Here is a 12229-nt window from a genome sequence, read left to right on the forward strand (position 1 = left end):
CCTCAGTGGTGGAAGCCCATCGCCTTCATGTCCCGGTGCATCGGATGGGGCTGCGCCTCCAGGTCGGGCAGCACCCGCTCCAGGTCGGCCAGCAGCAGATCGGCCAGGTCGTGGCTGAACCCGTTGCGCACCACGATCCGCAGCACCGCCAGGTCCTCCCGGTCCTTCGGGAACGTGTACGCCGGCACCAGCCACCCCCGCTCCCGCAGCCGCCGCGACACGTCGAACACGTCGAAGGCCGTCACCGGGTCGGCGGTCGTGAACGCGAACACGGGCAGCTCGTCGCCCCGGGAGATGAGCCGGAACACCCCCATCTCGCCGATCTTCCGCGACAGGTGGGTGGCCACCGCCCGGGAGGTCCCCTGGACCTCCTGATAGCCCCGCCGCCCGAGCCGCAGGAAGTTGTAGTACTGCGCCACGACCTCGGCCCCGGGCCGGGAGAAGTTCAGCGCGAAGGTCGGCATGTCGCCGCCGAGGTAGTTGACCCGGAAGATCAGCTCCTCCGGCAGGCAGTCCGTGTGCCGCCACAACACCCATCCGACCCCGGGGTAGACCAGCCCGTACTTGTGCCCCGACGTGTTGATCGACGCCACCCTCGGCAGCCGGAAGTCCCACACCAGCCCGGGGTCGAGGAAGGGCGCGATCATCGCCCCGGAGGCCCCGTCGACGTGGACGGGGATGTCCCACCCGCGCGCCTCCTGGAGGGCGTCGAGGGCCCCGCAGATGTCGGCGACCGGTTCGTAGGACCCGTCGAACGTCGACCCGAGAACGGCCACCACCCCGATGGTGTTCTCGTCGCAGTACCTGACCGCCTCCTCGGCGGTCAGGTGGAAACGCTCGCCCGACATGGGCACCAGCCGGGGCTCGACCTCCCAGTAGCGGCAGAACTTCTCCCAGCACACCTGGACGTTGGCCCCCATGACCAGGTTGGGTCTCCCGGGCCCCGACCAGCGGCGCTTCAGCGCCATCCCGGCCAGCATGCAGGCCTCGCTCGACCCGGTCGTGGACGTGCCGATCACGTCGGACGGCGACGGCGCGTTCCACAGGTCGGCCAGGATGCAGACGCAGCGCCGCTCGAACTCCGCCGTCTGCGGGTATTCGTCCTTGTCGATCATGTTCTTGTCGGCGCACTCGGCCATCAGCCGGGCGGCCTGCGGCTCCATCCACGTCGTCACGAACGTGGCCAGGTTGAGCCGGGCGTTCCCGTCGAGCATCAGTTCGTCGTGGACGAACTGCCACGCCGCCTCGGCGGGCACCGGCGTGTCGAACAGCCGGTGGGTGGGCGCGGTCAGGTCGAGACCCAGCGCCGTGACCGGGTTGACCGATCGCGACGCCGGGTGTTTGTGGTGCGTGTGTCCGGAGTGCAACGCCATGCTCGATGTCTATCAGTCATCGAGCGATCACTTCAGGTAAGGCGCGCTCAGGCGCGCTCGGCCGCGACCAGCCGCACGCAGACGGCCAGCCCGCTGATCGCCGCTTCGAGCTCCGCCAGGTCGGGGAACGTGGGGGCGATGCGGATGACCGAGTCGGACGGGTCCTGCCCGTAGGGGTGGGTGGCCCCGGCCGGGGTCAGCGCGATGCCGGCCTCGGCGGCGCGGCGCACGACCTCCTTCGCCGTGCCCTGGGGCACCGAGAGCGAGATGAAGTAGCCGCCGAGCGGCGACGACCAGGTCGCCAGGCCCGACAGTTCCTTCGACAGGATCCGGTCGACGGTCTCGAACTTGGGCCGGATCAGGTCGGCGTGGGCGCGCATGTGGGCCCGCACGCCGTCTTCGTCGCGCAGGAACTCGACGTGGCGGAGCTGGTTGACCTTGTCGGCGCCGATCGTGCCCTTGCCCATGTAGCCGAGGTACCAGGCGATCGTCTCGGGCGAGCCGCCGAAGAACGAGACGCCCGAACCGGCCAGGGTCACCTTGGACGTCGACCCGAACACGAACACCCGGTTCGCGTTGCCGGCCTCGGTGGCCAGCGCCAGCAGGTCGGCGAGCTCGGCCTCCTGGTCGAACAGGTGGTGGATGGCGTAGGCGTTGTCCCAGAAGATCCGGAAGTCGGGCGCCGCCGTGGTCATGGTGGCCAGCCGCGCGACGGTCTCGGCCGAGTAGGTCGTGCCGTCGGGGTTGGAGTACTTCGGCACGCACCAGATGCCCTTGATCGCCGGGTCGGCGGCGACGAGGCGCTCGACCTCGTCCATGTCGGGACCGGCGGGGGTCATCGCGACCGGGATGAGCTCGATGCCGAAGCGCTCGCACAACGCGAAGTGCCGGTCGTATCCCGGCACGGGGGCCAGGAAGGCCACCCGCTCCTCGTCGGCCCACCGGCGGGCGGCGCCGAGCGGCACCCCCAGCAGGCAGTGGACGATCGCGTCGTGCATGAGGGCGAGGCTGGAGTTGCCGCCCACGATGAGCTGCGAGGCCGGGACCTGGAGGAACCCGCTGAACAGCGCCCGGAGCTCGGCCAGGCCGTTGAGCCCGCCGTAGTTGCGGGTGTCGGTGCCGTCGGCGGAGCGGTAGGACGTCCCAGGCAGCGAGAGCATCGGGGTGGACAGGTCGAGCTGGGCCGAGGCGGGCTTGCCCCGGGTCAGGTCGAGCTTCAGTCCCCTGGCCTTCAGCTCCTCGTACTCGGCACGCACGTCGCTCATCGCGGGTTCCCTCGGTAGTAATGGGCGGTCATCGAAAGCTTAGTCACCACAACCCGGTCCCCCGTCGCGAGGTGATCTCCCCGATCCTCCCGAGCGCCTCCCCCACCGGCAGGGCGGCGGGCTTGCGCCCGTCGCGAAGGCGGATGGACACCTCACCGGCCGCCGCCTCCCGGGCCCCGACGATCAACTGGTACGGCACGAGCCGCGCCTCCCGGATCCGCGCCCCCAGGCTGCCCCTCCCGGGCCCCGCGAGCTCCGCGCGCAGCCCGAGGCCGGCACACCGCGAGACCACCGCCCCGGCATAGGCCACCTCGTCCTCCCCCAGCGGCAGCACCGCCACCTGCACCGGCGCGAGCCAGGCCGGGAACGCGCCGCCGTGCACCTCGATCAGGTGGGCGACGGCCCGCTCCACGCTGCCGACGATGCTCCGGTGGACCATGACCGGCCGGTGCCGGGCCCCGTCGGCGCCGGTGTACTCCAGGCCGAACCGGGCGGGCTGGTAGAGATCGATCTGGACGGTCGACAGGGTCGACTCCCGCCCGAGGTTGTCGGCGATCTGAATGTCGATCTTCGGCCCGTAGAACGCGGCCTCGCCCTCGACGGCCTCGTACTCCACGTCGTGGAGCACCTCCCGCAGCATCTCGCCCGCGCGCTCCCAGAGGCCGGGGACGGCGACGTACTTCCCGGAGGAGCCCGGCAGCGACAGGCGGTGGCGCACCGGCTTGACGCCCATGGCCGCGTGGGCGGCGGCGATCAGTTCGAGGGCCGCGCGGGCCTCCTCGACGGCCTGGTCGGCGGTGCAGAAGATGTGCGCGTCGTTGAGCTGGATGGCCCGGACGCGGGTCAGCCCGCCCAGCACGCCCGACGGCTCCGACCGGTACATCCCGCCGAGTTCGGCCAGCCGGAGCGGCAGGTCGCGGTAGCTGCGCCCGCGTGACCGGTAGATCAGCGCGTGGTGCGGGCACAGGCTGGGCCGCAGGACCACCTGCTCCTCGCCGACCGACATCGGCGGGTACATGTCGTCCCGGTAGTGGTCCCAGTGGCCGGAGATCTCGTAGAGCTCGCGCTTGCCCATGATCGGTGAGTAGACGTGCCGGTAGCCGTTGCGTCTCTCGACGTCGCGGACGTAGTCCTCCAGCGCCATCCGGACCGCCGCGCCGTCGGGCAACCAGAAGGGCAACCCCGCGCCGATGAGCGGATCGCCGTCGAACAGGTCGAGTTCACGGCCGAGTCTGCGGTGGTCGTACACGATGCGTCTCCCTTGGTGAGAAAGGGGCGCACACGACACCGAAGCCCGGGGCGGTGCGCCCCGGGCTTCGAAGTAAGGCAGTGGTCAGCGCGCCGGGACGGAGTCCGGCGTCGTCGTCAGATGGGCGCGCTGCATACCCGAACGCTAACACACGGAAGGTCCCCGTTCCCTACAGACCGACCGGTCGGTACCCTCGGCCCCATGACTCTCTTCTCCGTCGAAGGCAAGATCGTCGTGGTGACCGGCGGGTCCCGTGGGATCGGGCGGATGATCGCCCAGGGGTTCGTGGACGGCGGCGCGACCGTCTACCTCACCGCCCGCAAGCAGGACCAGCTGGAGGAGGCCGCCGCCGCGCTGGGGTGCGGGTCGGTGCGGGCCGACCTGTCCACGCGGGAGGGCGTCGAGGCCGTGCACGACCTGGTCGCCGCCCGCCACGACCGGCTCGACGTGCTGGTCAACAACGCCGGGGCGGCCTGGGGCGCGCCCCTCGACGACTATCCCGAGTCGGCCTTCGACAAGCTCTGGAACATCAACGTCAAGGGGGTCTTCGCCCTGACGCAGCGGTTCCTCCCCCTGCTCAGGAAGGCCGCGACCCCCCACGACCCGGCCCGGGTCATCAACATCGGCTCGGTCGACGGCCTGCGCACCCCGGCGATGGAGAGCTACGCCTACTCGGCCACCAAGTCGGCCGTCCACATGCTGACCCGGCACCTGGCCGACCGCCTGGCGAAGGAGTCGATCACCGTCAACGCCATCGCGCCCGGCCCGTTCGACTCGAAGATGATGTCGTTCGTGCTCGACGACCCGCAGGCCCGCCGGATGGTCGCCGACAGCGTGCCGCTCGGCCGCATCGGCCGTCCCGACGACATGGCCGGGACGGCGATCTTCCTGGCGTCACGGGCCGGTTCCTACCTCACGGGAACCGTCATCCCGGTGGACGGCGGGATCACCGCCCACGGATGACTCAGGAGAGCATCTCCTTCAGGGAACGGGCGAAGAATCCGGGGGCCTCGAGCTCGGTGTCGAGGTAGAGGAACGGCTCGGTGAGCTCCAGCTCGATCAGCACCGGCTCGCCGCCGGGCATGCGCACGAGGTCGACCCGGGCGTAGAGGAGCGGCTCGGCCACCTTGCCCAGGATCTCCTCGGCCAGGTCGAACTGGTCGTCGTCGGGGTCGCGCAGGGTGGCCTTGGCCCCGGCGTCGTTGAGGTCGCCGATGCCGGGGATCAGCAGCGGGGTGCGCCGGACGGCGTGGCTGAACTGGCCGTTGAAGTAGTGGAGCGACAACTCGCCCTCGTGTTCGACGCTCTCGACGTAGGGCTGCACCATGATCGGCCGGCCCTGGGCCTCAAGGGAGGCGGCGAACGCCGCGGCCTCCTCGGCGGAGGTGGTGCGGATGGTGTCGCGGGCCCCGGCGGAGACGGTCGGCTTGACGACGTATTCGGGCCAGTCGGGCAGGGCCAGCGAGCTCCAGTGGGTCGGCACGGTCGGCACGCCCAGGTGCTTCAGGTAGGTCTTGTCGGTGTTCCAGGCCAGCACCGACGCCGGGTTGAGCAGCCGGGTGTGCTGTTCGGCCCGCCAGGCCCAGTCGATGAACTCGTCGCGCCGGCCGACGTAGTCCCACGGTGAGCGGACCACGGCCGCGTCGAACTCCGACCAGTCGGCCTCGGGGTCGTCCCACCGGACGGGTGCGCCCTCGATCCCCTCGGCTAGCCACGCCGAGAGCACGGTCTCGCGTTCCGGATCGGGCCCGTCCCAGGTGACATACGCGGCCTTCATCGACATTCCCCTTGCATGTGCGGCATGACGTACAAGAACCCATCATGGCCGCAACGCGCGACGGCGCGCGCCGGGCCCGGAAGGAGAGCCCGGCGCGCGCCGGAGTCGACGACTAGTCGTCGAAGCGGTAGGCGAGGCCCGCGACGCTGTTGCGGGCGGTGACCGAGACACCGTTGATGGTGTTGGAGTTGGTCGACGAACCGCCGCCGATGTTGGTGGCGGCCACGTTGCCGAACACGTTGCCCGACTGGGCGGAGCCGCGGTTCACGCTGCCGTTGCTGATCCAGGTGTCGGCGTGGGCGGGCGCGGCGATCAGGCTCGCGCCACAGGCGGCGGCGAGGACGGCACCGGTCATGGCAAGCTTCTTGAACATGATCTCTCCTTCGGGTGGGGTGAGTGCTGGGGACGCGACCGGCGGTTTACTTGAAGATGTAGACCACGGTCACGCTGCCGCCGGTGGCGGTAGCGGAGATGCCGTTGATGGTGTTGACGTTCGTCGAACGGCCGGAGCCGGCGTTGCGCGCCGCGACCCAGCCGAAGTTGTTGCCCGACTGAGCCGAACCGATGTTCGCGCTCCAGTTGTCGGACCACGTGTCGGCGTGGGCCGGGGTGGCGATGAGGCTCGCACCGGCGGCGGCCGCGAGCATCGCACTGGTCACGCAGATCTTCTTGATCACTACGGCTCCTTCTCGCGCTTTCCTTGACGGTCTGTTTGACTGGCCGGTCAAAGCACTGCCGAGCATATAGCTCTGCGTAGTTGATTGATAGCACTCTGTGATCAGAATTTTGGTCTGGAAATGGAAACGGCCCCGCGGCTGCGCCCGCGAGGCCGTTGATTATGGGGATTTCACGGCAAACGACCGGTCAAGGTCTCGGCCGCCGCCTGCCCGCAGACCCGCGACGCGCCGTGTGTCGCGATGTGCACGGAGCCCAGGTCGGTGCGTCCGGGCAGGCCCATCTCGACCACCACGCCGTCGGGTCGGGCGGCGAGCACGTGGCCGAGGGCGTCCATCTGCCAGGCGTGGCGGTGGGCGTCGCGCACGACCACGACGAGCGGCCGGTCGGCGGCCCGGTCGAGAAGGTCGGCGGGCAGGCCGTCGGCCAGTTCGGCCTCGCCGAGGCGGGTCACCGTGGTGCCGGGGAGGAGCGCTCCCAGCGGATCGGCGACGCCCCACGGCTGGCCCTTGTCGATGGCCAGGTTGGTGTCCGGCGCCAGCTCGATGACGTGGGGGGCCGCGCTGAGCGGCAGGCGGGCGCCGTCGTGGTGGCTCACCCTGATCGCGCGGCGGGCGGCGGCCAGGCCGACCGGGCCGCCGTTGAGCACGCGGTCGCCGGGGGTGAAGCGCCAGGCGGCCAGCTTGGCCACCCGGGCGCACGCCTCGTGCAGCCGGGCCTCCGGCAGCAGGCCGCCCGTGACGGCGTCGGCGATCGACTCCCGGATGTGGTCGAAGGTCGCCTCGTCGGCGTGCTCGCCGCCGACGCAGATGGAGTCGGCCCCGGCCGCCACCGCGCGGGCGGCGGCGCCGCCGATGCCGTAGACGTCCGCGACGGCGGCCATCTCGATGGCGTCGGTGATCACCACGCCGTCGAAGCCGAGCTCGCCCCGGAGCAGGTCGGTGAGGATGCGGGAACTCAGGGTGGCCGGCATCGTCTCGTCGTACGCCGGCACGACCAGATGTCCCGTCATGATCGCCCGCACGCCCTCCTGGATGGCGGCGCGGAACGGCCACAACTCCACCTCGTGCAGTTCCTCGCGGCTGACCGCCACCACCGGGAGGCTGTGGTGGGAGTCGAGCGAGGTGTCCCCGTGGCCGGGGAAGTGCTTGGCGCAGGCCGCCACGCCGGCCGACTGCAACCCCCTGATCCACGCCGCCGTGTGGCGGGCGACCAGGCCGGGATCGGCGCCGAAGGAGCGCAGCCCGATCACCGGGTTGTCGGGGTTGGAGTTGACGTCGGCGGCGGGCGCGAAGTTGATCGTCACTCCGGCGGCGGCCAGGTCGTGTCCGACGTCTCTGGCCACCTCCTCGGTGAGATGCACGTCGTCGACCACGCCGAGGGCGTAGTTGCCGGGGCGGGAGCTGCCCGTACGGGCCTCCAGCCGGGTGACGTCGCCCGCCTCCTCGTCGATGCCGACCAGGAGCGCGGGGTTCTCCGCGCGCAGCGCGGCCGTGAGGGCCGCGAGCTGGTCCGGCGTGTCGACGTTCCGGGAGAACAAGACCACCCCGGCGAGGCCGTCGGCGAGACGCCGGCGAAGCCAGTCGGGGGGCGAGGTCCCGATGAAGCCGGGGAGGATGACCGAATCAGCCAGACGCAACAGCTCCGTGCTTCGCGTCATGCGGCACCGCACTTGGGCATGCCCGAAATCTAATAGGAAAGTTTCCTATTCGCTAGAGGTCTTACCTGCAATTTCACAAGTCGATTCGTTCGAGCTTGTTACCGACGGCGCGGAAGGAGGCTGCCGTGGACACCGGGGCGCCGGGGCGGTCGACGTACCCGACGGCCCGGTAGTCGACCGTGAACTCCTCCATCGAGGCGTGGGCGACCAGGTAGCCGCGCCGTCCGTCGAAGAACCCGAGGTGCGGGTTGCGCTCCAGGACGTCGTCGCGGACGGCCGGCGGGGCGCTGCTGACGGACGTCGCGACGAATTCCACGCCCCTGTCAAGCCGGGCCGCCCAGGCGTTGTGGACGTCGCCGCTCAGCACCACGAAGTTCTCCGGCGCGGCGTCGAGGACCTTCCGGCGGCTCTGCGGGTAGGCGTCCCAGGCGTCGGTGCTCGGCGGGGTGCGCGGGGCGAAGAACAGCGCCTGGGCGAGGACGGTCCAGCGGGCGGTGGAATCCCTGAGCCGGTCGAGCAGCCAGGTCGTCTGGGCCGGGCCGAGGATGTCGCCCGCCACGCGGTACTGCCGCGCGTCGGCCACCAGCAGGTCGAGCACCTTGCCGAACGGACGCCATCGGTAGTACTGCATCGCGTCGCCGGCCGGCTTGACGCGGTAGGGCAGGTGTTCGGCGTTGGCCTGGTAGGCGGCCTTCCTGCGCTTCGGGTCGCCGGTGCGGCCCCCGTAGTTGTTCACCACCTCGTGGTCGTCGGGGATGGTGATCCAGGGCGCGGCGGCGTGGGCGGCCTGGAGGTCGGGGTCGAGGCGGTAGAGGGCGTACCGCTCGCGGTAGGCGTTGAGGGTGGTGCAGGCGGCGGTCGAGTCCTTCAGCGGCCGGACGTAGCGGCCCGGCTCGGGCACCGCCGGTTTGCCGTACTCGTAGATGTAGTCGCCCAGGTGCAGGATCACGTCGGGGTCGTCGGCGACCATGTGCTTGTAGGCGGTGAAGTGGCCGTGCTCGTAGCGCTGGCAGCTCGCCACCGCGATCTTCAGCGGCGCCGTCGAGGCGGGTGCGGGCGCGGTCTTGGTGCGGCCCACGCGCGAGGTGTGGCCGTCGGCGCGGAACCGGTAGAAGTAGACCGACGCCGGGTGTAAACCGGTGACCTTGACGTGCACGCTGTGCGCCCCGGAGGGCTGGGCCCTGGCCGTGCCCGACGCCGTGAGCTTCGCGAACGTGTCGTCCTCGGCCACCTCCCACCGCACGTCGAACGCGCTCGCGGGCATGCCGCCGCCGTTCAGGGGGTCGGGGGCGAGCCGGGTCCAGATGATGACGCCGTCGGGCGCGGGCTCCCCCGAGGCGACGCCCAGCGTGAACGGGAATTTGATTTTCGCCATCCTCGATCATCGCCGATTCCGCGCTCTGAATGGTCCGCCGGCCCCAACAGCCCATAATGGGTGGGTGAACCAGCGCAAGAGCACCGTGACGGCGCGCAGAACCCACGGGGTGACCGCCTCGGAGCGCCGCGACCACCTGGTCAAACTGGCGGCTGAACTGTTCGCGCGCAAGGGCTTTCAGGCCACCACCGTCCGGAACATCGCCGACGAGGCCGGGATCCTGTCCGGCAGCCTCTACCACCACTTCGACTCCAAGGAGTCGATCGTCGACGAGGTCCTCCGCACCTTCCTCGACGACCTGACCGCGCGCTACCGGGTCATCCTCGACTCCGGGAAGGGCCCGGCCGAGGTGCTCGCCCAGATGGTCCGCACCGGCTTCGCCACGCTCGAACCCCACCGGGCCGCGATCACCGTCATGCAGAACGACTGGAACTACCTGCGCTCGCTGGAGCACCACCGCTTCGACTACCTCGTGAAGGCCGAAGACGAGATCGAGCGCATGTGGATGGAGCAGATCAAGAAGGGCCAGGCCACCGGCGAGCTGCGGGCCGACGTCGACCCGAAGCTGACCTACCGCATGCTCCGCGACTCGATCTGGGTGGCGGTCCGGTGGTTCCGTCCGGGCGGGCGGCTCAACACCACCGCGCTCGCCGACCACTACATCACGGTCCTGTTCGACGGGCTGGCGACCGGAGAGCGGACCAACCGGCCGCGATGAGCCTCGTCGACGCGGTCCGGTCCGCTCTCGGCGACCTCGCCGACCCCGGGAAGGCGCCGGTGATGCGGGCCTACATGAAGTCCGAGATGCCGTTCCTCGGCGTGCGGAGCGGGCCGAGGCGGCTGGCGCTGAAGAAGGTGTTCGCCGGCCACCGGCTCGACTCCGCGCCGGTGTGGCGCCGGGCCGTCCTCGAACTGTGGCGCGAGGCCGAATACCGCGAGGAGCGCTACGCGGCGGTCGACCTGACCGGCTTCCGCTTCTACCGCCCGTGGCAGACCCTCTACACCCTGCCCATGTACGAGGAGATGATCGTCACCGGCGCCTGGTGGGACCTGGTCGACGAACTGGCCGTCCACCGGGTGGGCGGCCTGCTGCGCCGGTTCCCCGAGACGATGCGCCCGACGATGCTCGACTGGGCCCACGGCCCCGACCTGTGGAAACGCCGCACGGCGATCCTGTCGCAGAACACCTTCAAGGAACACACCGACAGCGCGCTCCTCTACGCCTGCATCGAGCCGAGCCTGTCCGACACCGACTTCTTCGCCCGCAAGGCCATCGGCTGGGCGCTGCGCGAATACGCCAAGACCCACCCGCGCGAGGTCGTGCGCTACGTCGAGCACCAGGGGCTCAGCGGGTTGTCGCGACGTGAGGCCCTGAAGAACGTGCCGGGCAACGACTGAACGGCTCGCGCGCCCCGAATGCGCGCGAGCCGCCGGTCAGTCCCCGAGCGTCAGCTCGCCGGGACGGTGTCGACCCAGCTCGTGCCCGCGGTGCGGTAGTCGTTCACACGCTGGATCACGGTGGCGGGCGCGACCACCTCGTTCTTGGCGTGGTAGAACCAGTCGACCTGCTGGATCCACTGGCGCTGGGTGGCGCTGCCGACGAGTCCGCCGCTGATGAACCACAGGTTGAAGTTCACCGACTGCACGGTCTCCGGGTAGTAGTCGCCGCCGTGGGTGGCGAACAACTGGCCGTCGATGTAGTACTTGATCTCGCCGCCGGAGACCTGGAGAACCAGGTCGTGCCAGCCTGCGTAGCTGATGCGGTTGGCGGTGTGGGTGTTGACCGCGAGCCAGGGCTCGTTGCGGTAGGTCTCCCACGAGGTGGCGTACATGATGTTCGCGGGCTCGCCCCAGCCGCCGTTGGGGAGGTACTCGAAGTCCTGCTCGCTGTAGTTCGGGTCGAGGTCCTGGTTGAGCGGGGTGATCGTGAAGAAGGTCTGCACGATGTGGTCGCCGTCGGGGCCGGTCGTCGGGGTGTCGGTGAAGAAGACCCGCGCGGCGTAGGTGCCCTCCAGGAACTTGCGCTGGTGCAGCACCTCCGACTGCTGGGTGCCGGCCGAGGTGCCGTCGGTGACCGACTTGAGCTGGAGGGCCTTGTTGGCGCCGCTCACGGTCGGGAAGGTGATGTTGGACGCCGGCCAGGTCGCGCCGGGGATGCCGGGTCCGCCCTGGTTGGTGCGGATCGTCCAGTTGTGCGCGGTGATGTTCGGGTCGGTGTGCGAGGAGTAGCTGAAGTCGTCGAAGACCACGCCGTTGTTGCCTCCAGGCGGAGGTGACGTGCTCGGAGAAGCCGACGGCGACGGGCTGGGGTTGCCGCCGGCCGGGGCGTTGCCCCACAACAGGGCGCCCGACTGGTAGACGGTGATCTTGTTCCAGTCGGCGTACGAGGTCTGCGCGCCGAAGGAGTAGTCGTCGCTCTGCGTGACGCGCTGCCAGTCGGCCCGGTAGAACCGGAGCTGCATGTCGCTGGTGGAGGCGCCCGGGGCGAGCGAGCCGCCGGTGAAGCCGATCTCCAGGTAGCGGTCGGCGGTGGCCGTGCCGGGCGAGATCGTGCCGAAGGCGCCGGTGATCGTCGAGCAGCCGACGACCGCCCACGAGCAGGCGAAGCGGTACTGCTGCGACGCCGAGTCGGCCTTGAAGTAGTAGCGGATCCTGACGGTGTTGAGCGCCACGGCGGTGGTGCCGGTGTTGACCAGGTTCAGCCAGGGCTCGGCCTGGTCGGCCTGGGCCCCGGACGCGCTGGTCTTGTACTGGACCTTGACGGCGGTCGCGGCCTCGGCCGGCAGCGCCACCAGGCCGATGACGGCGAGGGCGGACATCAGTCCGCCGGCTAACCACTTCTTGCTGGACACATC

At 70.3% G+C, this 12229-nt stretch carries 12 protein-coding genes; 3 read left to right on the top strand and 9 right to left on the bottom strand.

The window, feature by feature from the left end; translation table 11 throughout:
• Nucleotides 1-2: 2 nt before the first annotated feature.
• Genes gad through thrS form a run of 3 tightly spaced genes read right to left on the bottom strand, consistent with a single transcriptional unit; the run spans nt 3 to nt 3887 of the window.
• Nucleotides 3-1373, bottom strand: a complete 1371-nt coding sequence (gene gad, locus AW273_RS12360) for a glutamate decarboxylase (protein WP_062348327.1) — start codon at nt 1371-1373, stop codon at nt 3-5.
• A 47-nt stretch (nt 1374-1420) separates the two neighbouring features.
• Nucleotides 1421-2638, bottom strand: a complete 1218-nt coding sequence (locus AW273_RS12365) for an aspartate aminotransferase type Ic (protein ID WP_062348328.1) — start codon at nt 2636-2638, stop codon at nt 1421-1423.
• A 43-nt stretch (nt 2639-2681) separates the two neighbouring features.
• Nucleotides 2682-3887: a threonine--tRNA ligase gene (gene thrS, locus AW273_RS12370; protein ID WP_062348330.1), complete on the bottom strand. Its 1206-nt coding sequence runs from the start codon at nt 3885-3887 to the stop codon at nt 2682-2684.
• A 201-nt stretch (nt 3888-4088) separates the two neighbouring features.
• Here thrS and AW273_RS12375 point away from each other — a divergent pair, with 201 nt between their 5' ends.
• The gene (locus tag AW273_RS12375) at nt 4089-4850 is read left to right on the top strand and encodes an SDR family oxidoreductase (protein ID WP_062348331.1); all 762 of its coding nucleotides are present in this window, start codon (nt 4089-4091) and stop codon (nt 4848-4850) included.
• Between the two features lies 1 nt (nt 4851).
• On the opposite strand, the gene AW273_RS12380 is transcribed toward AW273_RS12375, so the two are convergent.
• The 5 genes from AW273_RS12380 to AW273_RS12400 all read right to left on the bottom strand — a co-directional run bounded on the left by AW273_RS12380 (nt 4852) and on the right by AW273_RS12400 (nt 9374).
• Nucleotides 4852-5664 (bottom strand): ATP-grasp domain-containing protein, encoded by an 813-nt coding sequence (locus tag AW273_RS12380; protein ID WP_232327328.1) that lies wholly within the window; start codon nt 5662-5664, stop codon nt 4852-4854.
• 112 nt (nt 5665-5776) lie between these two features.
• Complete coding sequence (locus tag AW273_RS12385) at nt 5777-6037, bottom strand: hypothetical protein (protein ID WP_030450923.1); 261 nt, start codon at nt 6035-6037, stop codon at nt 5777-5779.
• A 46-nt stretch (nt 6038-6083) separates the two neighbouring features.
• A complete protein-coding gene (locus tag AW273_RS12390; RefSeq protein WP_030450924.1) occupies nt 6084-6341 on the bottom strand; it encodes a hypothetical protein in 258 nt (85 codons plus the stop codon).
• 170 nt (nt 6342-6511) lie between these two features.
• Nucleotides 6512-7999 (bottom strand): glycoside hydrolase family 3 protein, encoded by a 1488-nt coding sequence (locus AW273_RS12395; protein WP_062348485.1) that lies wholly within the window; start codon nt 7997-7999, stop codon nt 6512-6514.
• 73 nt (nt 8000-8072) lie between these two features.
• Nucleotides 8073-9374, bottom strand: coding sequence for an alkaline phosphatase D family protein (locus AW273_RS12400; protein ID WP_062348336.1), 1302 nt, complete (start codon nt 9372-9374; stop codon nt 8073-8075).
• Between the two features lie 64 nt (nt 9375-9438).
• On the opposite strand from AW273_RS12400, the gene AW273_RS12405 reads away from it, so the two are divergent.
• Both AW273_RS12405 and AW273_RS12410 read left to right on the top strand, forming a co-directional pair.
• Nucleotides 9439-10092, top strand: coding sequence for a TetR/AcrR family transcriptional regulator (locus AW273_RS12405; RefSeq protein WP_232327329.1), 654 nt, complete (start codon nt 9439-9441; stop codon nt 10090-10092).
• Nucleotides 10089-10772, top strand: coding sequence for a DNA alkylation repair protein (locus AW273_RS12410; protein ID WP_062348337.1), 684 nt, complete (start codon nt 10089-10091; stop codon nt 10770-10772). The genes AW273_RS12405 and AW273_RS12410 overlap by 4 nt, the downstream gene beginning before the upstream one ends.
• Before the next feature lie 50 nt (nt 10773-10822).
• On the opposite strand, the gene AW273_RS12415 is transcribed toward AW273_RS12410, so the two are convergent.
• Nucleotides 10823-12226, bottom strand: a complete 1404-nt coding sequence (locus AW273_RS12415) for a cellulose binding domain-containing protein (protein WP_232327331.1) — start codon at nt 12224-12226, stop codon at nt 10823-10825.
• Between the last annotated feature and the right edge of the window lie 3 nt (nt 12227-12229).

Origin of the sequence: Herbidospora yilanensis (assembly GCF_001570565.1) — a bacterium.
In the GTDB taxonomy this organism is placed as follows: Bacteria; Actinomycetota; Actinomycetes; order Streptosporangiales; family Streptosporangiaceae; genus Herbidospora; species Herbidospora yilanensis.